This window comes from Streptomyces herbicida (assembly GCF_032656585.1).
Taxonomy (GTDB): domain Bacteria; phylum Actinomycetota; class Actinomycetes; order Streptomycetales; family Streptomycetaceae; genus Streptomyces; species Streptomyces herbicida.
In genome coordinates, this window is sequence record NZ_JAUYWJ010000044.1 from 26,974 (window position 1) to 50,024 (window position 23,051).

Here is a 23,051-nt window from a genome sequence, read left to right on the forward strand (position 1 = left end):
CGCCGGTGACCGCACAGAAGCTCGACGGCAAGGCCACCGCCGCCGAGATCCGCCGTGAACTCGCCGAGCGCGTCGCCAAGCTGACCGCCACCGACGGACGGCCGCCGGGCCTCGGCACCGTCCTGGTCGGCGACGACCCCGGCAGCCGCGCCTACGTCGCAGGAAAGCACCGCGACTGCGCGCAGGTCGGCATCGCCTCCATCCGCCGCGAACTGCCCGCCGACGCGACGCAGCGACAGGTCGAGGACGTCATCGAGGAACTCAACGCCGACCCGGCCTGCACCGGCTACATCGTCCAACTGCCCCTCCCGCGCCATCTGGACGCGGGCGCCGTCCTGGAACGCATGGACCCCGCCAAGGACGCCGACGGCCTGCACCCCGTCAGCCTCGGCCGGCTCACCCTGGGCGTCGAGGCCCCGCTGCCCTGCACCCCGCGCGGCATCGTGGAACTGCTGCGCCGCCACGAGGTGCCGATCGCCGGGGCCCGTGTGTGCGTGATAGGCCGGGGCATCACGGTCGGCCGTCCCCTCGGTCTCCTGCTGACCCGCCGCTCCGAGAACGCCACCGTCACCCTCTGCCACACCGGAACCAAGGGCCTGGCCTGGCACGTCCGCGAGGCGGACATCGTCGTCGCGGCCGCCGGCTCGCCCGGACTGATCACCAAGGACATGCTGCGCCCCGGCGCTGCGGTCCTGGACGTCGGCATCACCCGCACCGACCAGGGGCTGGTCGGCGATGTGCACCCGGACGCCGTCCAGGTCGCCGGATGGCTCGCGCCGATGCCCGGGGGCGTGGGCCCCATGACCCGGGCGATGCTGCTCGCCAACGTCGTCGAGGCCGCCGAGAGGAACGCGAACCCCGTATGAACGCGCTGAACACCCCGCTGGCGGAGCTGGACCCCGAGGTCCACGCCGCGCTCCGCGCCGAGCTGCACCGCCAGCAGTCCACCCTCGAGATGATCGCCTCCGAGAACTTCGCGCCCTCCGCGGTGATGGAGGCCCAGGGCTCGGTCCTGACCAACAAGTACGCCGAGGGCTACCCCGGCCGTCGCTACTACGGCGGCTGCGAACACGTCGACGTCACCGAGCGCCTGGCCATCCAGCGCATCAAGGACCTGTTCGGCGCGGGATACGCCAATGTGCAGCCGCACTCGGGCGCCCAGGCCAATACCGCCGTATTCTTCGCGCTGCTCAGCCCCGGCGACACGATCCTTGGCCTCGATCTCGCCCACGGTGGACATCTCACCCACGGCATGCGCATCAACTACAGCGGCAAGATGCTCAACGTCGTGCCGTACCACGTCACCGAGACGGACCACCTGGTCGACCTGGACGAGGTGGAGCGCCTCGCCAAGGAACACCGCCCCAAGATGATCATTGCGGGCTGGTCGGCGTATCCGAGGCAGCTCGACTTCGCGGCGTTCCGGCGCATCGCCGACGAGGTCGGCGCCCTGCTCATGGTCGACATGGCGCACTTCGCGGGCCTGGTCGCCGCCGGACTCCACCCCAGCCCGGTCCCGCACGCGCACGTGGTCACCACCACCACGCACAAGACCCTCGGCGGCCCGCGCGGCGGAGTCGTCCTCACCAATGACGCCGACCTCGCCAAGAAGATCAACTCGGCCGTGTTCCCCGGCATGCAGGGCGGCCCGCTGGAGCACGTCATCGCCGCGAAGGCGGTCTCCTTCAAGGTTGCCGCGTCCGCCGAGTTCGCCGAACGCCAGGCCCGTACGCTGGCGGGCGCCCGTATCCTCGCCGACCGCCTCACCCGCCCGGACACCGCCGCCGCCGGAGTGCAGGTGCTCACCGGCGGTACGGACGTCCATCTGGTCCTGGTCGACCTGCGCCACTCCGAACTCGACGGCCGGCAGGCCGAAGACCTGCTCCACGAGATCGGCATCACCGTCAACCGCAACGCCGTCCCGTTCGACCCGCGCCCGCCCATGGTCACCTCGGGCCTGCGCATCGGCACCCCCGCCCTGGCCACCCGCGGCTTCACCGAGGAGGACTTCGCCGAGGTCGCCGACGTCATCGCACTCGCCCTCCAGCCCGGACCCGACGTGCCCGCGCTGCGCGCCCGCACCGAGGCACTGGCGGCCAAGCACCCGCTCTACCCGCACCTTTCGGAAGACGGAGACGTCCGATGAGCCCCAGCACCCCCGGCGCCGACCTTCCCGACCACCCGGACTGGCTCTGGCGCACACCCGAGCCGAAGCGGTCGTACGACGTGGTGATCGTGGGCGGCGGCGGACACGGCCTCGCCACCGCCCACTACCTGGCGAAGAACCACGGCATCACCAATGTCGCCGTGCTGGAGAAGGGCTGGCTCGCGGGCGGCAACATGGCCCGCAACACCACCATCATCCGCTCCAACTACCTGTGGGACGAGAGCGCCGGCATCTACGAGCACGCCCTCAAACTGTGGGAGGGACTGGAGGAGGAGCTCGACTACCCGATCCTCTTCTCCCAGCGCGGTGTGCTGAACCTCGCCCACAGCCTGCAGGACGTCCGCGACAGCGTGCGCCGCGTCGAGGCCAACCGGCTCAACGGTGTGGACGCCGAATGGCTCGACGCCGAGCAGGTCAAAGAGGTCTGCCCGATCGTCAACGTCTCACCCGACGTGCGCTACCCGGTCCTCGGCGGCACCTACCAGCCGCGCGCCGGCATCGCCAAGCACGACTACGTGGCCTGGGGCTTCGCCCGCTCCGCCGACGCCGCCGGGATCGACATCATCCAGAACTGCGAGGTCACCGGCCTGGACGTGGTCGACGGCCGGGTGGTCGGGGTCCGGACCACGCTCGGCCCGATCGCGGCCGGCAAGGTGGCCCTCTGCTCGGCCGGCCACACCTCGGTCCTTGCCGCCATGGCGGGCATCGAACTCCCGCTGCAGAGCCATCCCTTGCAGGCACTGGTCTCCGAACTCCTGGAGCCGGTGCACCCGACGGTCGTCATGTCCAACGCGGTCCATGTCTACGTCAGCCAGGCCCACAAGGGTGAACTGGTCATGGGCGCGGGCATCGACGCGTACAACTCCTACACCCAGCGCGGCGCGTTCCACATCATCGAACACCAGATGTCCGCCGCACTGGAACTCTTCCCGGTCTTCGCCCGCGCCCATGTACTGCGCACCTGGGGCGGCATCGTCGACGTCAGCCCGGACGCCTCGCCGATCGTCGGCCTCACCCCGGTCGACAACCTCTATCTCAACTGCGGCTGGGGAACGGGCGGCTTCAAGGCCACCCCGGGCGTCGGCTGGGTCTACGCCCACACCATCGCCCACGACACCCCGCACGCCCTCAACGCCCCCTTCTCGCTCGACCGTTTCACCACCGGCGCGCTCGTCGACGAGCACGGCGCGGCCGCGGTGGCCCACTAGGGATCCTCAAGGGAGCCGAACGACATGCTGCTCATCCCCTGCCCGTGGTGCGGGCCCCGCGACGAGGTCGAGTTCCACTACGGCGGCCAGGCACATGTGCCCTATCCCGAGGACCCCTCGGCCCTCAGCGACGAGGAGTGGGCGCGGTACCTGTTCTTCCGCGACAACCCGAAGGGCCCCTTCGCCGAGCGGTGGAGCCACGCTGCGGGCTGCCGCCGCTGGTTCAACGCGGTGCGGGACACGGCGACGAACGAGCTCCTGGCGGTGTACCGGGCGGGGGAGGAACGTCCGGACACGGTCCAGTCGTCATCGGCCGAGCCGCGACCGATCACTCTTGAGCCACGTCCGGCATCTGCGTCCCGTCCGGCGATCGAGGAGGAGCCCGTTCACGGCGATGTGGCGCCGGAGGAGCAGCCCCCGGCCGGCACCCAGCCCTTCCGTCTGGCCACCGGCGGCCGGATCGACCGGAACCGCACGCTGACCTTCACCTTCGACGGCACCGAATACCAGGGCCACCGAGGCGACACCCTAGCCTCCGCGCTGCTCGCCAACGGCGTCATCGCGGCGGCGACCAGCATCAGACTCGGCCGCCCCCGCGGCATCTTCTCCGCGGGCGTCGAGGAACCCAACGCGGTCGTCCAGATCGAGGAACCCTTCCCGGAGCCGATGCTCCCGGCAACGACCGTCGAGCTCCACGACGGCCTCGTCGCGACCAGCCTCCCCGGCCAGGGCCGTCTCGCCACGACCGCCGACCCCGCCCGCTACGACGCCGTGCACGCCCACTGCGACCTGCTGATCGTCGGCGCGGGCCCGGCCGGCCTCGCGGCGGCGGCCGCGGCGGCGCACAGCGGCGCGCGCGTCATCCTCGCCGACGATCAGCCGGAGCCCGGCGGCAGCCTGCTCGGCACGGGCGAACACCTCGACTGGGTGACGGCGACCACCGCCCGCCTGGACGCCGCCCCCGAGGTGCGCGTCCTGCGTCGTACCACCGTGTTCGGCCACTACGACGACAACCACCTCCTCGCCGTCGAGCGGCGCACCAACCACCTGGGCGACCAGGCCCGGGACAACGTCTCCCGCGAGCGCGTCTGGCGCATCCGCGCACGCCGCGTGGTCCTGGCCACCGGCGCCCACGAGCGCTCGCTGGCCTTCGCGGACAACGACCGCCCCGGAGTGATGCTGGCCGCCTCGGCCCGCACCTACGTCAACCGGTACGGCGTCCTGCCCGGCCGCCGCGCGGTCGTCCTCACCACGAACGACAGCGCGTACGCCGCCGCGCTGGACGCGGCCGCGGCAGGCATCCAGGTCGCCGCCGTCGTGGACACCCGGTCCGAGCCGGGGGAGTGGGCGAACCGCGCCCGAGAGGCCGGGATCGAGGTGCTGGCCGGCCATGCCGTGACCGGTACGGACGGCGGGGCACGGCTCACCGCCGTACGGGTCGCGCCGTACGGCGAGTCCGCGGGACGGCGGGAGTTCGCCGTCGACCTTCTCCTGGTCTCGGGCGGCTGGAACCCCGTGGCACACCTGTTCAGCCAGGCGGGCGGCAAGCTCCGCCACGACGAGGCGCTCGGCAGTTTCGTCCCCGACACCTGCCGCCAGGCGGTCGAGGTCGCGGGGAGCGCGAACGGTGAGCCGGAACTGGCCGCCGTGCTCGCCCAGGGCGCGGCCGCGGGCGCCCGCGCGATCGAGGCCGAGGGCTACACCGCCGAGGCGCCCGCCCTGCCCGCCGTCGCCGAGCGGCCGCACACCCCGCCCATGCAGGTGTTCACCCTGCCCGCCCCCGCCGGCGCCCCCCGCTTCGTCGACCTCCAGCGCGACGTGACCGTCGACGACCTGGCCCGCGCGACCGGAGCCGGTCTGCGCTCGGTGGAGCACACCAAGCGCTACACCACGGCCGGCACCGCCAACGACCAGGGCAAGACCGCGGGAGTCCTGGCCAGCGGGGTCGTCGCGGAACTCCTCGGCGTGGACATCTCCGCGCTGGGCCTGCCGACGTTCCGCCCGCCCTACACCCCCGTCTCCTTCGCCACCCTGGCCGGCCGCGACCGCGGCGCGCTGCACGACCCGGTCCGGGTGACCGCCCTGCACGAGTGGCATGCCGCGCACGGCGCGCTGTTCGAGAACGTCGGTCAGTGGAAGCGTCCGTGGTACTACCCGCAGGACGGCGAGGACATGGAGGCCGCGGTGCTGCGCGAATGCCGCGCCGCCCGGGAGGGCGTGGCGTTCATGGACGCCTCCACCCTCGGCAAGATCGACGTGCAGGGCCCCGACGCCGCGGCCTTCCTCGACCTGCTCTACACCAACATGATGAGCACCCTGAAGGTCGGCATGATCCGCTACGGCGTGATGTGCCGCCCGGACGGCATGGTCTTCGATGACGGCACCGTCATCCGACTCGCCCAGGACCGCTTCCTGGTCACCACCACGACCGGCAACGCGGCCACCGTCCTGGACTGGATGGAGGAGTGGCTGCAGACCGAGTGGCCCGGGCTGCGCGTCCACTGCACCTCGGTCACCGAGCAGTGGGCCACCGTCGCCCTGGTCGGCCCCCGCTCCCGCGAGGTCCTCGGCGCACTCGCGCCCCGACTGGCCGTGTCCAACGAGGACTTCCCGTTCATGGCGTGGCGGGAGACAACCGTGGCGGAAATCGAGGCCAGGGTGTGCCGGATCAGCTTCTCCGGCGAACTCGCCTACGAGATCAATGTGTCGCCGTGGCACGCCCTCGCCCTGTGGGAGGCGCTGTACGAGGCCGGTGCCCCGTACGGCATCACCCCGTACGGCACCGAGACCATGCACGTCCTGCGCGCCGAGAAGGGCTACCCGATCATCGGCCAGGACACCGACGGCACGGTCACCCCGCAGGACCTGGGCATGAGCTGGGCGGTGTCGAAGAAGAAGCCCGACTTCATCGGCAAGCGCTCCTACTCCCGCCCCGACACCGTCCGCCCCGACCGCAAGCACCTGGTCGGCCTGCTCCCCGAGGACCCGGCCGAGTTCCTCCCCGAGGGCACCCAGCTGGTCGCCGACAGCGAACTGCCCGCCCCGCCCGTCCCGATGCTCGGCCATGTCACCTCCAGCTACCGCAGCGCGGCACTGGGCCGGACCTTCGCCCTCGCCCTGATCAAGGGCGGCCGGGAGCGCATCGGCGAACGTCTCTACGCACCCGTGGGCGACCGGCTGCTCCCGGTGACCGTCGCCAGCCCCGTCCTCTACGACCCCGAGGGAGCCCGCCGCGATGGCTGACACCGCCCCGACCGCACAGCAGCGCAGCCCCCTGGCCTCCGCCGCCCACCGGCTGGCGGCCGTGACCCGGTCCTCCGGGGGCGCGATCCGGCTGGCCGAACTCCCCTTCCTGGCGCAGGTGAACGTCCGCCTCGACGCCAAGGGACCGGCCGCGGACGCGGTGGGACTCGCCCTGGGGCTCCAACTGCCCCTGGAACCCAACACCGTCGTACGCACCGGGGAGCTGACCGTGCTCTGGCTCGGCCCCGACGAGTGGCTGGTGGTGGGCCGGCCGGGCACCCGGCGGGACCTGGAGGGCCGGATCCGTTCGGCGGCCGGGGACGAACCCGTGTCCGTCTCCGACGTCTCCGCCCAGCGCACCACACTGCTCGTCACGGGCCCCCGCGCCCGCGACCTGCTCTCCCACGGCTGCGCGCTGGACCTGCACCCGCGCGCCTTCGGCCCCGGCCGCTGCGCCCAGACGACACTGGCACGCAGCCAGGTCGTCCTGGTCGCACGCGACGAGGCCAGGGCCGGATTCTGGGTACTGGTGCGCGCCTCCTTCGCCACCTACCTGTCGGACTGGCTGCTGGACGCGGCGACGGAATACGCCTGACGGGGGCCGTACGGGTCCCGAACGGGGTGTGCGGTGCTGAGCGGGCAGGGTGGTGTCACAACAGTGGGCTGATATGTCCCTACGTAATGTGACAAACCCTGCCAGACTCGGGCTCTCGAACTTGACTTGTTCGTTTTCTTGAACTCTTCGTGTTTATGCGGGTAGGTTGGCGGCCATGACCGCATCCCAGACCCCGACCACCGCCGAGGAGCTCCGCGGTGCCGGCCTGCGGGTGACGGCCGCCCGCGTTGCGCTGCTCGAGACCGTCCGGGACGGTGATCACCTCGGTGTCGAGGCGATCGCCTCCGGTGTACGTGACCGCGTGGGCCATATTTCCCTGCAAGCCGTGTATGAAGCCCTCCATGCGCTCACCGCTGCGGGTCTCATACGCCGCATCGAACCGGCCGGCAGTCCGGCGCGGTTCGAGGGACGAGTCGGGGACAACCACCACCATGTCGTGTGCCGGTCGTGCGGTGTCGTGGCTGACGTCGACTGCGCGGTCGGTGAGGCCCCTTGCCTGACGGCGTCCGACGACCACGGCTTCTCGGTCGTCGAGGCGGAAGTCACCTACTGGGGTCTGTGCCCCGACTGTTCCACCGCCCGCAGTTCCTGAGCAATGTGATCCGCCCAGTTCGGAAGGATTCCCATGTCTGAGAACCATGATGCAATCGTCGCAGACGCGAAGACGGAGGGCGCGGGCGGCTGCCCCGTCGCGCACGGGCGCGCTCTGCACCCGACGCAGGGCGGCGGAAACCGCCAGTGGTGGCCGGAGCGGCTCAATCTGAAGATCCTTGCGAAGAACCCGGCTGTCGCGAACCCCCTCGGCGAGGAGTTCGACTACGCCGAGGCGTTCCAGAGCCTCGACCTCCCGGCCGTGAAACGGGATATCGCCGAGGTGCTGACGGATTCCAAGGACTGGTGGCCGGCCGACTTCGGCAACTACGGCCCCCTCATGATCCGTATGGCCTGGCACAGCGCGGGCACCTACCGCATCAGCGACGGCCGCGGCGGCGCCGGTGCCGGTCAGCAGCGCTTCGCCCCGCTCAACAGCTGGCCCGACAACGGCAACCTCGACAAGGCCCGCCGTCTGCTGTGGCCGGTCAAGAAGAAGTACGGCAAGAGCCTGTCGTGGGCCGACCTCATGATCCTCGCCGGCAATGTCGCCCTGGAGTCGATGGGCTTCAAGACCTTCGGCTTCGGCGGTGGCCGTGAGGACGTCTGGGAGTCGGAGGAGGACGTCTACTGGGGTCCCGAGACCACCTGGCTCGACGACCAGCGCTACACCGGCGACCGTGAGCTGGAGAGCCCGCTCGGCGCGGTCCAGATGGGCCTCATCTACGTCAACCCGGAGGGCCCGAACGGCAACCCGGACCCGATCGCCGCGGCCCGCGACATCCGCGAGACCTTCCGCCGCATGGCGATGAACGACGAGGAGACGGTCGCCCTGATCGCGGGCGGTCACACCTTCGGCAAGACCCATGGCGCGGGCCCGGCCGACCACGTCGGCGCCGACCCCGAGGCCGCCCCGATCGAGGCTCAGGGCCTCGGCTGGAAGAGCACGTACGGCACCGGCAAGGGCGGCGACGCGATCACCAGTGGCCTCGAGGTCACCTGGACCGGCACGCCGACCCGGTGGAGCAACGGCTTCTTCAAGAACCTGTTCGAGTACGAGTACGAGCTGGAGCAGAGCCCGGCCGGCGCCAACCAGTGGGTCGCCAAGGACGGGGCCGGCGCGGGCACCATCCCGGACGCCCACGACCCGTCGAAGAGCCAGGCTCCGCGGATGCTGACGACGGACCTCTCGCTCCGGTTCGACCCGGTCTACGAGCCCATCTCGCGGCGCTTCTACGAGAACCCCGAGGAGTTCGCGGACGCCTTCGCCCGCGCCTGGTACAAGCTGACCCACCGCGACATGGGCCCCAAGGCGCTGTACCTCGGCCCGGAGGTCCCGCAGGAGACCCTGCTGTGGCAGGACCCGCTGCCGGAGGCCGAGGGCGAGGCCATCGACGCGGCCGACGTCGCGGCCCTCAAGGCCAAGCTGCTCGACTCGGGCCTGACCGTCGCGCAGCTGGTGTCCACCGCGTGGGCCTCGGCCTCCACCTTCCGCACCAGTGACAAGCGCGGCGGCGCCAACGGCGGTCGCATCCGCCTGCAGCCGCAGGCCGGCTGGGAGGTCAACGAGCCCGACGAGCTGGCCCAGGTGCTGCGTGTCCTCGAGGGCATCCAGGCGGAGTTCAACTCCGGCGCCAAGAAGGTCTCCGTCGCCGACCTGATCGTCCTCGGTGGCGCCGCCGGCGTGGAGAAGGCCGCAAAGGACGCCGGTTACGACATCGAGGTGCCCTTCGCGCCGGGCCGCGTGGACGCCACGGAGGAGCACACCGACGCGGAGTCCTTCGCCGCGCTGGAGCCCACCGCCGACGGCTTCCGCAACTACCAGGGCAAGAGCAACCGGCTGCCGGCCGAGTACCTGCTGCTCGACAAGGCGAACCTGCTGGGCCTGAGCGCGCCCGAGATGACCGTCCTGGTCGGCGGCCTGCGCGTGCTGGGCGCCAACCACCAGCAGACGTCGCTCGGTGTCCTCACCGAGACCCCGGGCAAGCTGACGAACGACTTCTTCGTCAACCTGCTCGACCTGGGCACGACGTGGTCGGCGACCTCGGAGGACCAGAACACCTTCGAGGGCCGCGACGACGCCACCGGCGAGGTCAAGTGGACCGGCACCCGTGCCGACCTCGTCTTCGGCTCGAACTCCGAGCTGCGGGCCCTCGCGGAGGTGTACGCGAGCGACGACGCGAAGGAGAAGTTCGTGAACGACTTCGTCGCGGCGTGGGTCAAGGTCTCGAACCTCGACCGGTTCGACCTCGTCTGACCATGGCGTCCGGGCCGGCCCGTGCGGGCCGGCCCGGACGCCACTCGGATGCCGTGCTGGTCGGCCGGCCTGCCGACCACGAACCGGAGGGGCGGTGCGGAGCCGGGCCGGTGCTGAAGTTGCCCCGGTCCGACGGTACTTCCGGCTTTCGGTGCCCGATCTCATCCCTTCGTCGCGATGCCGTAGACCGTCGACGGACAGCGGGGCGAACGTTCGCTCGGCAGAGTGGGCGCATGGAGAACACGAAGGGGATCAACAGGGCACAGTTCCTGGCCGGGATGGCCTCCGCCGGGCTCGCGGGGGCGCTGCTGCCCGCAGGGCCGGCACGGGCGACGGAGCCTCGGCGCGGGCTGTGTCACCGAGGCGTCGTCTACACCGTGGGCAACGGCGACACACCTGGTACGGCCTTCAGCGCCGCCCGGATGCGCAGGGACATCCGGGTCATCCGCGACGAGCTGCACGCCGACACCGTGGACGTGACCGGCAACGGCGTCGAACGTCTCACGGCCACCGCGGCCGAGGCCGCGGAACGCGGCCTGCACATCTGGCTCCAGCCGACCCTCGGCGACGTCCCGGAACGGGACATCCTGGAGCACCTGGCGGAGACCGGCCGGTTCGCCGAGCGGCTGCGCCGGCAGGGCGCGAGCGTCGACTTCAGCGTGGGCTGCGAGTTCTGGCTGTACGTGCCCGGGATCGTGCCGGGGGCGACCATCATGGAACGCGTACGGAACCTGCTGGAGGGACACGTCGACCACGCCAGGATGCAGCGCCGGCTGGACCGCTTCACCACGAAGGCGGCGGCGGTCGGCCGCTCCGTCTTCCGGGGCCGCCTGAGCTACGCCGCCGCCCAGGAGGACAAGGTCGACTGGCGCCTCTTCGACATCGTGGCCCTCGACTACTACTCGTACTTCCGCGACCGCGCCGACCACACCGCGGAGCTGCGCCGCTATCTGCGCTGGGGCAAGCCCCTGGCGATCACCGAGTTCGGCACCTGCGCATACGTCGGTGCCCCCGAGGCGGGCGGTATGGCCTGGAACGTCGTCGACGACGACAAGGACCCCGACGAGATCAAGGGCCACCTGGTGCGCAGCGAACGCACGCAGGCCGACCATGTGGTGAACATGGTGGACGTCTTCTCGTCGATGAACCTGTACGCGGCGATGGCGTTCGAGTTCGTCACGCCGGACGCCCCGCACCGTCCGGACGACCCGCGCCACGACCTCGACCTCGCCAGCTACTCCCTCACCAAGACCATCAAGGACCGCCCCGACGACCCCCGCTCCGACTGGCACTGGGAACCCAAGGAGGCGTTCCACGCACTGGCCCGCCGGTACGCGGGGGAGTGCCGGACAAGTCCTTCCTAGCCCGCCGCAGGCCGTCCTCGACGCCGGGAACCGGCCGGCGAGCCGGTCCCGCGCCTGGGCCGGTTCGGCAGCCCCTCGTGGCCTTGCCCGTCCCTGGCATCGGTGCGGCCGCGGAGCGGCGGTGGGTGACCCTCGGTGCAACAATGGGCTCCGTGGGGGCCCGGCCCCGGAATGGTGCGAAAGTATGGGCGTCATCGGTGCGCTCGGCAGTGCAGATCCGGCCGATCCGTTCGACATCGGGTCCGCGGCCGTAGTGATCACCGATGCCAGGAAGCAGATCGCCTACTGGAGCCCGGGCGCCGAGAGCCTGCTCGGCCACCCGTCCCGCGACGCGGTGGGGCACCCCGTGGAATCCGTCCTGGCAGACCGGAACCTGGTTGCCGCCGTGTCCCGGCTGCGCCGGACCGGCCACGGCTGGAACGGCGTGCTCGCCGCCCGGCACCGTGCCGGTCACATCGTCGACGTCGCGGTCCGGGTGTGCCCCCTCGCCGCCGTCGGCGGCCACCGTGCCTGGCTCGTCGTCGCGTGTGACGCGCGGGAACAGGCGGAGTACGAGTTCCACGACTCGGTCGCGCGTTCCCTGCTGGAGCGGTCGCCCATCGGAATCGCCGTACTGGACACGGAGCTGCACCGGAAATGGGCGAACCGTGCACTGGCCGACATGGAGGCCTACGAGTCGGCCGGGGACGGCGAGTGCGGAGCCGGAGCGGGCACCGCGGCGCCGTCGTCCCTGGTGAGCCGCTATGCCAAGCGGGCGCTCGTCACCGGACGGCCGCAGGTGACCCTGGAGCACCCGCCGCCGCACCACCACATGCCCCGCAGCCGGGCCCGGAGGCGCGTCGAGCTGCGTTCCTTCTTTCCCGTGCGGAACCCCGCGGGCGAAACGCTGGGCATCTGCCTCGTCGCCCTCCACGCCACCGGCCAGGACTCGGCGCGTGATCGCCTCGCCCTGCTGAACGAGGCTAGCGAACACATCGGCACCACCCTGGACCTCGGCCGGACCGTGGGCGAACTGGCGGAGGTCATGGTGCCGCGGGTCGCGGACTTCGTCGCTATCGACCTCCTGGACGCGGTACGGGCGACGGCGGACCAGTCCACGGACTCGACGCACGGTGGTGAGGAGACACTGCGCCGCGCCGCTCACCTGTCGATCCAGGAGGACCACCCCGAGGTGGTCGTCGAGATCGGCGCACCCACGCACTATCCGCCCCGGTCTCCTCAGGAACGGAGCCTGACCACGGGCAAGCCCATCTGCGAAGTCGTGGACCCTGCGACCTCGTGGGTCATCGACGACCCCGTGCGCTGGAACAGGCTCATCCGCCTGGGCGTGCATACGCACCTGGTGGTTCCGTTGCGGGCACGCGGCATCACGATGGGCATGGTGACCCTGCTGCGCTGGAAGAATCCCGACCCCTTCGACGAGGACGATCTGCTCCTCGTCGAGGAGCTGGTGGCGCGAGCCGCGGTGTGCGTCGACAACGCCAGACGTTTCGCCCGGGAGCGCCAGGCGGCGCTGACCCTGCAGACGAGCCTGCTGCCGCCCGACCTGCCCGAGCTCAACGCGGTCGAGGTCGCCTTCCGCTATCTGCCGGCCGACATCGAGTCCGGGGTGGGCGGTGACTGGTTCGACGTCATCCCGCTCTCGGGTGCCAGGGTCGCGCTCGTCGTGGGTGACGTGGTGGGCCATGGGCTCCACGCCGCGGCGAGCATGGGGCGGCTGCGGGCCGCCGTCCAGACGCTGGCCGATCTGGATCTTCCCCCGGACGAGTTGCTGACCCACGTCGACGACCTGGTCGTACGCCTGTCGGACGAGGCCGAGGCGGCCGTGGAGGGGCCCACGGTGGTCGGGGCGACCTGCGTGTACGCGATCTACGACCCGGTCGCCCGCACCATAGTCGTGGCCCGCGCAGGGCACCCCAGCCCCGCGATCGCCCATCTGACCGAGCCGGTCGAGTTCCCCGACATCCCCGCCGGACCGCCGCTGGGGCTGGGTGGCCTGCCCTTCGAGTCGGCCGAGATCGCGGTGGAGGAGGGGAGCATCATCGCCCTCTACACCGACGGGTTGATCGAGGCGTCGGACCGGGACGTCGACGTCGGCATGGAACGCCTGTGCTTCACCCTCGCGCACCCGGACCGGCCGCTCGAGGAGATCTGCGACATCATGGTCCGCACCCTGCTGCCGGACCGCCCGCGTGACGACGTGGCCTTCCTGATCGCGCGGACGCACGCGCTGAGTCCCGACCGGGTGGCTTACTGGGACGTCCCCGCCGACCCTTCGGCCGTTCATGTGGTGCGCAACGACGTCGAGCGGCAGCTGGCCGTGTGGGGTCTCGACGATTTGGCCTTCACCACGGAGCTGATCGTGAGCGAGCTCGTCACCAACGCGATCAAGCACGCGTTCGGCCCGATCAGCCTGCGGCTGATTCACGAGCGGGCTCTGATCTGCGAGGTCTCGGACGCCAGCAACACCTCCCCGCACCTCAGGCGGGCCGCGAGCACGGACGAGGGAGGGCGAGGCCTCTTCCTGGTCGCGCAGCTCGCGCAGCGCTGGGGCACCCGGCGCAGCGCCGCCGGCAAGACGATCTGGACGGAGCAGCAGCTTCCGGGCGGTGCGTGACGGCGCGAAGGGCTTCGTAAGCTCCGCGCCTATTGAATATGTATGCGAACTATGTAATATTTTTTCTACGCGAGTCCCCTACCCCCGGAGCCCGCAGCATGTTCCACGGAGCCCACCCCCATGCTCCCGCCCTGCTCGTCAACATCACCCTCGCCCGTGACTGCGACACCTGCCGCGGCTGGGGAAGCGTTGTCAACGACGGCCGGTTCGAGCTCTGCCCCGACTGCCAGTGCCCGGCAGGGCAGCGGCGGGACGCGAGCGACCTGGGCGGCTGAGTCAGGCGGTGGCGTCCTGGTACTGACCGAGCCAGCGGAAGCGTCCCGCGGAGGCCCGGAAGAGATACAGGCCGTCCGTGTTGTAGTACGTGCTCGATGACGTGTAGTGCAGCCGCTTGGTGATTCCGCGATAGTCGGTGACGCGCAACCGGTTCACGATCGCACCTCGTTCCGCGTGGGATGCGCCCAGCGAGGCCATGACGCGGGCCACGAAGAGCGTCGCCTCATAGGCCTCGGCGGAGTACCAAGGGGGAGAGGCGCCGTCGAAACGTCGACGGTAGGACGTCACGAAGGACTTCGCGGCGGCCACCCGGGTCGGATCGAGAAATGCGGCGGAGAAGACCCAGCCCTCGGCGGCGGCGTCGGCCGCGGTGAGGAATCGGGAATCGAGAGCGCGCTGGGTGGCCAGCCGCGCACCGGAGTAGCCCGCGGTTCGCAGCGCGCGGGCCAGCTTCGCGGCGCGCGCGAATCCTCCGCCGAACACCACCGCGTCCGCCCCGGACTCGGTCACTTTCTCCGCCAGGGCACGGAAGTCGGCGGCCGAATCGGCCCCCGCGGCGAGCGTGCGCCGGGTGGTGGTGTGCGGCCCGGAACGCATGGCCTCGCTGACGCGCGTGCAGATCTCCCAGCTGAAGTCGCCCTCGGCCGCGTCGTCGATCAGCACCGTCTTGCGGGCCCGGACGGAGCGCGCGAGGTAGGCGACGACGGGCGCCGCCAGGAGCCCGTCGGTGGGACGGGTTGCCGCGTAGCCCCGGTAGACGGAGGCGTCGACGCCGTCGAGTCCGACCGACACCGAGACCATGGGAAGCAGCGCCTGCCGGTAGCGGTCGAGGACCGCCTTCGCACACGCGTCGGTCGTCGGCCCGATCACCGCGCGGACCCGGTCGTCGTCCGCCAGTTGCCGTGCGAGCCGCGTCGCCCGGGCCGTGCTGCCCGCGTCGTCGTGGACCTGCAGGGTCAGGTCGAAGGGGCGGCCGGTGCGGGAGTTGTGGTGTTCGACGGCGAGGCGGACGCCGTTCTGCTGGGCGCGGCCCGCCACCCGGTTGCTTCCGCTGAGGTCGGCCTGCAGCGCGATGACCAGCCGCTCAAGTCGGCCGCGCGTGCGCTGCGTCGAGGCACGGCCGGGACGATGCGCCGCCGTCCACCAGGCCGCCGTACCGCCCGCCGCCAGGACCCCGGCGGCCGAACCCAGCACCAGGAAGCGCCGCCGCGCCGAGCCCTTGGGAGCTTCCGTCGGGGCTTGCTCCGTGGCGGGGGACGGCTTGTCGACGGGCGGTACCCCGGCCACCTCGGTCGCCTCGACGGCGGGCAGGGCGAGTACGGCGGTCGAGCGGCGCGCGATCAGACGGGTGAGCGGGTCCGGCAACCAGCCCTCGCCCCCGAGGTGTTCGCCGTGCGGCAGCGCTCCGGCCAGGGTCCGCCGCACCTCCGTCACGGTGGGACGGGAGCGCGGGTCCTTCGCCAGGCAGTCCCGCAGCAGGGGCAGCAACCGAGCCGGGACGCCGTCGAGATCCGGCTCCTCGTAGACCGTACGCACCAGCACGTCGGCCGCTGAGCCCCGCCCGAAAGGGCGTTCCCCCGTCGCGGCGAACGCCAGCAGACAGCCGAGCGAGAAGACGTCGCTGGCCGGCCCGATCTCCCTGCCCCTTCCCTGGGCCTGCTCGGGGGAGAGGAAGCCGGGGGAGCCGACCACCGCTCCGCTGGCGGTGAGGGCGGTGTCCTCCGGCGTCCGGGCGATACCGAAGTCGATCACGCGCGGGCCGTCGAGTGCGAGCAGCACATTGCCCGGCTTGACGTCCCGGTGCACCAGACCGGCCGCGTGCACGGCGTCCAGCGCCTCGGCGAGGCGGGCTCCCAGATACCGGACCGAGTCCCGCGGCAGCGGGCCGCACGCCTCGACCGCCTCCGCCAGCGAGGGACCCGGCACGAACGCCGTGGCGAGCCACGGCGACTCGGCGTCCGGGTCCGCGTCGAGCAGCGGCACCACCCAGGGACTGGTGACCCGGCCCGCGGTCTGCACCTCACGGCGGAAACGGGCACGGAAGCCCGCGTCGTCCGCGTGCGATGCGCGGATGACCTTCAGCGCGGCCGGCGCGCCTGCGCCGGACCGCGCCAGGTAGACCACGCCCATACCGCCCGCGCCCAGCCGGCGCAGCAGGCGGTAGCCCGCGATCATGGCCGGGTCGGAGCCGCGCAACGGCTCCATCAACGCCCCATCAGGAGGACACCTGGTACGGCGCCGGGCCCTGGTACCGGAACCGGCCGCCGATCACCTTCCACAGGTAGACCCCGCCGCCGTCGACGACCAGGGCCCCGGTCTTCTGCTGGAACGCGAAGTTCTTCGTGATGCCCTTGTACTTCGCCGAGCGCAGCGCGGTCGTCAGGTTCTCGCGGGTGACGCCCTTGGCGTGCAGGCCGCTCAGCGTCTTCACGGCCAGGCCCGCCACGTCGTAGGCCTCGACGGCGTACGGCTCCGGCCGGGCACCGAAGCGCCTGCGGTACGCGGCCGCGAACACCTTGGCCCGGGGAGCCACGGAGGCGTCCATGACCGGGGCGACGAGCACCCAGCCCTCGGCCGCGTCGCCGGCAGCGGACAGGAAGCGGGAGTCGAGCACGCCCTGTGCGGCGGTCCGGGCTCCCCGGAAGCCACGGTCCTTCAGCTCCCGGGCCAGCAGCGCGGCACGGTCGTGGTAACCGGCGAAGACCAGGGAGTCCGCACCGCCCTTCAGGAGCGCGTCGAGGGTCGGCCCGAAGTCGGTCCGCAACGCGCTGACCACCTTCGGCACGGCGGGCTGTCGTGCCTCGCGCAGGATGTTGCTGAGTGTGCTGCTGATCTCCCACGCGTAGGCGTCGGCCGCCCGGTCGTCGACGATGCCGATCGTGCGGGACTTCGCGGTGCCGCGCAGATACGCGCTGAGGTAGAACGGCAGGATCGTGTCGGTGGGGCGGGCCTGGAGGAAGGTCCGGCTGCCCAGCAGCTGCAGCACCGTGGCACCCGGCGACACCGCTATGACGGGCAGCAACCCGGTGTCGTACGTGGCGAGCGAGGCCCGGGCGGTGGCGTCCGTGGTGGGCCCGATCACGGCCAGGACGCTGCGGTCGGCGACCAGGCGCCCGGCAGCGGCGGCCGACTTGGTGGGATCGCCGCCGTCGTCCGCGGTCTTCACGGCGAGCGTGAAGGGCCTGTCCGCAAGGGAGTTGAACTCCTCCGCAGCCAGCCGAAGCCCCCGCTCCTGAGCCCGGCCCACCGCCTTGTGATCACCGCTCAGGTCGGCGTGCAGCCCGATGGTGTGTACGGGACGGGACCCCGCCGCGGCCGAGCCGGAACCCTTCCCGGCTCCGGAGAACGCCGCCCAGGCAGCCACGCCGCCCCCCGCCGTGACAGCCGCCGCGCCACCGGCGAGCACGAGGAATCTGCGTCGGCCGACGCCACGGCTCCGCGCCGGTGCGGCCGCGTCGACCGTGGCGGCAGAGACGTCCCCTGCCGCGTCCACCTCGGTGTCGTCGATGCCGGGCAACGCGAGCCCCGCGGCCGAGCGTTCGGCGATCAACCGGACCAACGGCTCGGGCAGCCAGGTGGTTTCATCACCGGTGATTTCACCAGCGGGCATCGCAGGCCGCGCATCGGAGACCTCCGGGGACCGCGGGCGCGCCCGCAGGATCTCTCGTGGGTCGGGAGGTGAAGTGCCGGCCTCGATGGCCCGCGACAGCGCCTCCGCCGTGGGCCGCAGCTGTGGGTCCTTCTCCAGGCAGCGGCTCACCAACTCGGCCAGCTCGTCCGGAACCCCTTCCAGGTCCGGTGCGTCGTGCACGGTGCGGAACAAAAGCGCGTCGAGTGTGCCGGTGCCGAACGGAGGGCGGCCGGTGGCCGCGTAGGCCAGTACACAGCCGAGCGAGAAGATGTCGCCGGCCGGACCCAGGTCCCGTCCGCCCTGGGCCTGTTCCGGTGACAGGAAGCCGGGACTGCCGACCACGATGCCGGTCGACGTGAGCGCGGTGTCCTCCGGATCACGCGCCACACCGAAGTCGATCAGCCGTGGACCGTCGAGCGCCAGCAGCACATTGTCCGGCTTGACGTCCCGGTGCACCAGACCGACCGCGTGGATCTCCCGCAGTGCCTCGGCGAGTCGGGCTCCCAGTACCCGGAGGGTCCCCGTGGGCAACGGCCCGTGCGCCGCGACGGCCTCGCCCAGCGAGGGCCCCGGTACGAAGGCGGTGGCCAGCCAAGGCGCCGCCGCCTCCGTGTCCGCGTCCACGAGCGCGGCCACCCACGGGCTGGTGACCCGGCGCGCCGTGTCCGCCTCCCGCCGGAACCGCTCCCGGAAGTCGGCGTCCTCGGCGAACTCGGCCTGGATCACCTTCAGCGCCAGCAGCGCGCCCTCGGCCGAACGGGCCAGGTACACCACACCCATGCCACCGGCGCCGAGCCGACCGAGCAGCCGATGGTCCGCCAGCCTGGCCGGGTCGGACGTACGGAGCGGTTCCATCACTTCCCCTTCAGCCGCTGCTGGACGCGCAGCAGCAGCTGCGCCAGGGCGTTGTCACCCAGTTGACTCAGCTCCTGCTGGGTGTGTCCCTTTCCGCCGGTCACGGAGACGGCCACGACGACCGTGCCGAGGCGGGCGACCATCCACCGGTACGGCTGGGTCTCTCCGCTGCGCGCGACGAACTTTCCGTCCTCAAGAACGGAGTCGTCGGCGTACTGCTGCTGGGACACGCTGAGCGACCTCAGTCCCATGATCTTCTCGTCGCTGCGCGGCTGCTGTTCGGGGCAGCGCAGCACCTCCTCCAGGGTGGTGCTCAGCTGGTCGTCGGCACTGAGAACCGAGGCGTGCACGGTGGCGGCGGCCGTAACCTTGACCGGACCCTTGTCCTTGTCACCGGGCAGTCGGCTGTACCGGGACACACTGGCCAGCACCCCGTGCGGGAGCTTCTCCCGCTCCCAGCGGCACCGGCCGTCCAGCACGGCCCAGGTCCCCGGAGCGCTGGAGGCCGGGCTCTGCGCGACGAAGCCCCGGCCCCAGTCGCCCGGGGCGAGCACGACGGAGTCGGCGAGCCTCTGCCCGTCCGCCGAGGTCCTGGGGACGAGAGCCGCGTCGGGTGTGAAGACGGAAGCGGTGCCCGAGCCGCTCGAAGAGCTCGCTCCGGTTCCCGGCGAGCCGCCGTGCGAGGGCGACCCGGCCGACCGGGAGGGAGAGTTGTCCGCCCCCTTGCCCGCGCCCGCCGAGCCGCCCGCACAACCGGTGAGCAGACTCCCCACCACCAGGAGGGTCACCCAACTCCCTTGCCCACCACCGGTCCTGTGCTTCACTCGGTCCCCTCGCCACGGCTCACGTCGTCCGACTCCCCGAACGTAGACGTGTGGCCCGCGGGGCGGCCTCGGTGGAAACACGTAACCGGCTACGTATTCCTGGGCGACGCGAGCGTTCCTGGGCGACGCGAGCGTTCCGCCGCCGAACGCTCAGGACGTGGCTCCCAGCCCCGCGCGTGTCATGAGACCGGCCAGTGCCGAACGGGACGACACGGAGGCCTTGCGGTAGACCGAGGACAAGTGGGTCTCGACCGTGCGTCGACTGAGATGGAGCCGGGCGGCGATGTCCTGGTTGCTCAGGCCCTGCGCCACCAGTCCCGCCACCTCGAGCTCACGTGCCGTCAGTTCGGCCAGCTGCGCCGGCACGGCCGGTGTCTCCGCCATCACCTCAGGGCGTATCAACTCGGCGAAGTCGACGAGCAGACGCGCGCCGCCGCCTACGGCGATCCGGTGGGCCCGCTGCCACATCGCGGCCGCGCGCGATCCCTGTCCGGTGCGCCGTGCCAGGGGCGCCGTGCGCAGCAGGGAGTACGCCTCCCACAGGGTCTGTCCGCACTCGGCGTACTCCTGTACGGCCGTGTCGAGGAGGCGCACGGCCTTGGCGATGTCACCGCGGTGCTCGGCCAGCGCCGCCTCGGCCCGCAGCGCGGCCGCGCGCTGCCCGCCGAGACCGAGGTGGCCTGCCTCCCGCGCCGCCTGGGAGGCCCAGCGAGCGGCCCGGTCGACGTCACCGGCGGTGAGCGCGGCGTTGGCCAGGGTGTCCAGCTGGCCAGGACGGATCGAGGGTTGCAGCAGGGGCAGTTCAGGGCCGCCGCCCGCCGTCGTGATCGCCTCCTGGGCGCGGTGTGGGTCGCCGCTCGCGTACGCCGCGTGCCCGAGCATGCACCAGGCCAGGGCGGACCACCAGCCCTTGGTGCCGCTGGCCAGGGCGACGGCCTCCTCACCGGTGGACAGGGCCTCCGGATCCCCCAGGGGGCGGGTCAGCAGCAGCGCCAGCGTCTTGATGGCGAGGGTGAAGGCCAGGAGGTCACCGCTGCCCGCTGCCCGCGCGATGGACTCCGCTTCCTCGGCAGCCTCCAGCGCGGACGGCAGGCGACAGGTGCCGATGTGCACGAAGGCCCTGCTCGTCAGCAGGTGCGGAAGGACATGGAGCTGACCTCCCCGGCGGGCGATGTCGAGCCCTCTGGTGATGTGCCGTTCGGCATCGGTGTAACGCTCCAGCAGGGCTTCCGCCCAGGACAGCCAGACCAACGGCTCGCACAGGTCCGTGAGATCGGGATCCGTCAGCGCGTCCGTGATGTGACGGGCGGCGTCGGCGAACCGGGCGGCCGCTGCCGTCTCGCCCTCGTACGCCTCTCCCAGGGCCGCCAGCGCCAGGGCCGCCGCCTCACTCGTGGGGTCGTCGTCGGAGCGCGCGATGTCCACGGCTTCCGCGACCTCCGCGCGTACCTGCGGATAGGACGTCGTGAGCAGGGCGGACATGCCGAGGGCCAGCCTGAGGGAGACCGCCTGGGCGGGGGACGGGCCCGGATGGCGGGACAGCTCGCGGCGCAACAGTGCGGTGGCCTCGGGGGAGTGGCCCAGGTGCCGCTCCATGACGGCGCACTGGGCCACGGCCTCCGTGCGCAGTTCGGGATGGTCCTTGCCCGACGTCCTTATCACGGAGTGCAGCAGGTTGCGGCTCTCCCGGAGGTTGCCGCTGACACCCAAAGCCCGGGCGCGTGCCAGCACGATCTCGCCACGCTGCCGCACCAGGTCGGGTGTGTCGGGCATCCGGCCGAGCACGATGCCCAGCAGATGGGCGGCGGTGCCCGGCGCGGTCGACGCGAACTGTGCCGCGGCCTCGGTCAGTACGGCCGCCGCTCTGGAGTCCCAGCCCGTCATCGCCCGTGCGACATGGTGGGCCCGCTCGGTGACGGACGCCCCGGCTTCGGCCAGTTCCTGCGCGGCGCGGCGATGCACCTCGGCACGCCGCCCCGGCGCGATGTTCTCGTAGACCAGTGCCCGCACCACCGGGTGACGCAGCGCCCACCGGCCGCCCGCCCCGGGACGCAGCACGTCCCGCACCGCCATCGCCCCTGTCTGCTCCTCGACCTCCTGGACCGCGAGCCCGGTCGCCACGGACAGCATGGTGGTCGTGGCATGGTCGCCGAGCGTGGCCACCGCGTCGACGACACACCGCTGTGTCTCCGTCAGCGTGGTCAGCTCGTCGAGGAGCAGTGCGGCGAGCCCGCCGGGCACGCCGACGGTGCTCGTCGCGTCGGCGGGGGCGGTGACACCGGGCAGCGGAGCACCGGTGCGGTAGGCGTGCAGCAGTGAGAGCAGATAGAGAGGGTTGCCCTCACTGGCCGCGTACATTTCCCTGGCCCGGTCGTCGGGTACGTCGGGGGCCAGTTCCCGGATGCACTCCTGCTCGGGAAGCGGCTCCAGGGCGAGATGGAGCACGGCTCCGCTGTCGGCACCGCGGGTCAGCGCCGCCGTCAGGGACGTCGGCGTCTGCCGGGCCCGCCGTGCCACGACGAGGAGGACCCGGCCCTGCGCGGGGTGCCGGATCAGATGGTCCACGAGTTCCCGCGACGCGGGATCGGCCCAGTGCAGATCGTCGATGGCCAGCACCAGGCCGTGCTCGCCCAGCCGAGTCAGAAACGCCGTGATCGTGCGGTGCAGCCCGAAGCGGGCGGCGGCGCCTGCGCCGGACGCATCGGGCGGTGTGTGCCGGAGGCCGTGCAGCACCGAGTCCGCCTCGGCGAGGTCTGGGCCGGCATCGGCGAGCGCGTCGGTGAACGCCTGGAAGGGAACGTGCTGTTCGTACTCCGTGGCCCGGCCGCGCAGCACGGTGAAACCGGCCGACCGGGCCCGCGCGCACATCTCGCCGAGCAACCGGCTCTTCCCGATCCCGGGCTCACCGGCGAGGTCGACGACCGCCGGCACCCCGGACTGCCCCAGCCCGCAGAGCAGGCCGTCCAGCCGTGCGAGTTCCGATGATCTGCCCACCAGTTGTGTCACGCTCGCCCACCCCCACAGGCACCATGCGCGCCCCCGTCGATCAATTTTCCCCGGTCAACACTGAAGTCGGGCACTGACCCACAGGTGCCGCGGGGGCACCGAAAGCCCCCCAGACCCGTACGAGTCCCCAACCCCGGCGGTCGGTCGCGTACCGCCATTACGTAGTTTCCCCGATGCGCGCGGCTCCGGCCTCGGGGAGCATCGTCCTTCGCCATTTTCCGCACGGTCGTCGCCCGGTAGGGCGCCGAGTCTGCGGCAGGGCGCAGAGGAAGGACATCCCAATCGTGATGTCAAGCCGCTCTTGTGACGGGAGGTGAACCTTGATAGCACTCTCCGTCACGGATCATCGCCCACAGGACGTTCAGCCTGCGGCGGGCGAGCGCGAGCAGGGCCTGC

The 23,051-nt window shown here is 71.8% G+C and carries 14 protein-coding genes; 10 read left to right on the plus strand and 4 right to left on the minus strand.

The window, feature by feature from the left end:
• The first annotated feature begins 5 nt into the window (after positions 1 to 5).
• The 10 genes from Q8A52_RS46945 (at position 6) to Q8A52_RS46990 (ending at position 14,338) form a co-directional block, all read left to right on the plus strand.
• Entirely contained in the window at positions 6 to 866 is an 861-nt protein-coding gene (locus Q8A52_RS46945) for a bifunctional methylenetetrahydrofolate dehydrogenase/methenyltetrahydrofolate cyclohydrolase (protein WP_316764516.1), read from the plus strand.
• The gene (glyA, locus tag Q8A52_RS46950; RefSeq protein ID WP_316764519.1) at positions 863 to 2,146 is read left to right on the plus strand and encodes a serine hydroxymethyltransferase; all 1,284 of its coding nucleotides are present in this window, start codon (positions 863 to 865) and stop codon (positions 2,144 to 2,146) included. Before Q8A52_RS46945 ends, glyA begins: the two co-directional genes overlap by 4 nt.
• Entirely contained in the window at positions 2,143 to 3,375 is a 1,233-nt protein-coding gene (locus Q8A52_RS46955; protein WP_316764521.1) for a sarcosine oxidase subunit beta family protein, read from the plus strand. The genes glyA and Q8A52_RS46955 overlap by 4 nt, the downstream gene beginning before the upstream one ends.
• A 24-nt stretch (positions 3,376 to 3,399) precedes the next feature.
• On the plus strand, positions 3,400 to 6,618 hold the full coding sequence (locus Q8A52_RS46960) for a sarcosine oxidase subunit alpha family protein (protein ID WP_316764524.1): 3,219 nt from the start codon (positions 3,400 to 3,402) through the stop codon (positions 6,616 to 6,618).
• On the plus strand, positions 6,611 to 7,213 hold the full coding sequence (locus Q8A52_RS46965; protein WP_316764527.1) for a sarcosine oxidase subunit gamma: 603 nt from the start codon (positions 6,611 to 6,613) through the stop codon (positions 7,211 to 7,213). The genes Q8A52_RS46960 and Q8A52_RS46965 overlap by 8 nt, the downstream gene beginning before the upstream one ends.
• Positions 7,214 to 7,388: 175 nt before the next feature.
• Entirely contained in the window at positions 7,389 to 7,826 is a 438-nt protein-coding gene (locus Q8A52_RS46970) for a Fur family transcriptional regulator (RefSeq protein WP_316764532.1), read from the plus strand.
• Positions 7,827 to 7,859: 33 nt separating this feature from the next.
• Positions 7,860 to 10,082, plus strand: coding sequence for a catalase/peroxidase HPI (gene katG, locus Q8A52_RS46975; RefSeq protein ID WP_316764533.1), 2,223 nt, complete (start codon positions 7,860 to 7,862; stop codon positions 10,080 to 10,082).
• 233 nt (positions 10,083 to 10,315) lie between these two features.
• The gene (locus tag Q8A52_RS46980) at positions 10,316 to 11,446 is read left to right on the plus strand and encodes an abortive phage infection protein (protein WP_316764534.1); all 1,131 of its coding nucleotides are present in this window, start codon (positions 10,316 to 10,318) and stop codon (positions 11,444 to 11,446) included.
• 184 nt (positions 11,447 to 11,630) lie between these two features.
• On the plus strand, positions 11,631 to 14,063 hold the full coding sequence (locus Q8A52_RS46985) for a SpoIIE family protein phosphatase (RefSeq protein ID WP_316764536.1): 2,433 nt from the start codon (positions 11,631 to 11,633) through the stop codon (positions 14,061 to 14,063).
• Positions 14,064 to 14,161: 98 nt separating this feature from the next.
• Positions 14,162 to 14,338: a hypothetical protein gene (locus Q8A52_RS46990; RefSeq protein ID WP_316764539.1), complete on the plus strand. Its 177-nt coding sequence runs from the start codon at positions 14,162 to 14,164 to the stop codon at positions 14,336 to 14,338.
• Between the two features lies 1 nt (position 14,339).
• On the opposite strand, the gene Q8A52_RS46995 is transcribed toward Q8A52_RS46990, so the two are convergent.
• From Q8A52_RS46995 to Q8A52_RS47010, 4 genes are all read right to left on the minus strand, one after another.
• Positions 14,340 to 16,544 carry a bifunctional serine/threonine-protein kinase/ABC transporter substrate-binding protein gene (locus Q8A52_RS46995; protein WP_316764541.1) on the minus strand — a complete coding sequence of 735 codons (2,205 nt, stop codon included), beginning with the start codon at positions 16,542 to 16,544 and terminating at the stop codon, positions 14,340 to 14,342.
• Positions 16,545 to 16,554: 10 nt separating this feature from the next.
• Entirely contained in the window at positions 16,555 to 18,825 is a 2,271-nt protein-coding gene (locus Q8A52_RS47000) for a bifunctional serine/threonine-protein kinase/ABC transporter substrate-binding protein (protein ID WP_316764543.1), read from the minus strand.
• Positions 18,825 to 19,613: a hypothetical protein gene (locus tag Q8A52_RS47005; protein WP_316764546.1), complete on the minus strand. Its 789-nt coding sequence runs from the start codon at positions 19,611 to 19,613 to the stop codon at positions 18,825 to 18,827. The genes Q8A52_RS47000 and Q8A52_RS47005 overlap by 1 nt, the downstream gene beginning before the upstream one ends.
• A gap of 186 nt (positions 19,614 to 19,799) precedes the next feature.
• The gene (locus Q8A52_RS47010) at positions 19,800 to 22,655 is read right to left on the minus strand and encodes a helix-turn-helix transcriptional regulator (protein WP_316764548.1); all 2,856 of its coding nucleotides are present in this window, start codon (positions 22,653 to 22,655) and stop codon (positions 19,800 to 19,802) included.
• Positions 22,656 to 23,051: the final 396 nt, after the last annotated feature.

Bases quoted from the DNA above. Each gene is read 5' to 3' on its own strand.
- glyA (WP_316764519.1), top strand. From the start codon at position 863: ATGAACGCGCTGAACACCCCGCTGGCGGAGCTGGACCCCGAGGTCCAC.
- Q8A52_RS46955 (WP_316764521.1), top strand. From the start codon at position 2,143: ATGAGCCCCAGCACCCCCGGCGCCGACCTTCCCGACCACCCGGACTGG.
- Q8A52_RS46960 (WP_316764524.1), top strand. From the start codon at position 3,400: ATGCTGCTCATCCCCTGCCCGTGGTGCGGGCCCCGCGACGAGGTCGAG.
- Q8A52_RS46965 (WP_316764527.1), top strand. From the start codon at position 6,611: ATGGCTGACACCGCCCCGACCGCACAGCAGCGCAGCCCCCTGGCCTCC.
- Q8A52_RS46970 (WP_316764532.1), top strand. From the start codon at position 7,389: ATGACCGCATCCCAGACCCCGACCACCGCCGAGGAGCTCCGCGGTGCC.
- katG (WP_316764533.1), top strand. From the start codon at position 7,860: ATGTCTGAGAACCATGATGCAATCGTCGCAGACGCGAAGACGGAGGGC.
- Q8A52_RS46980 (WP_316764534.1), top strand. From the start codon at position 10,316: ATGGAGAACACGAAGGGGATCAACAGGGCACAGTTCCTGGCCGGGATG.
- Q8A52_RS46985 (WP_316764536.1), top strand. From the start codon at position 11,631: ATGGGCGTCATCGGTGCGCTCGGCAGTGCAGATCCGGCCGATCCGTTC.
- Q8A52_RS46990 (WP_316764539.1), top strand. From the start codon at position 14,162: ATGTTCCACGGAGCCCACCCCCATGCTCCCGCCCTGCTCGTCAACATC.
- Q8A52_RS46995 (WP_316764541.1), bottom strand. From the start codon at position 16,544: ATGGAGCCGTTGCGCGGCTCCGACCCGGCCATGATCGCGGGCTACCGC.
- Q8A52_RS47000 (WP_316764543.1), bottom strand. From the start codon at position 18,825: ATGGAACCGCTCCGTACGTCCGACCCGGCCAGGCTGGCGGACCATCGG.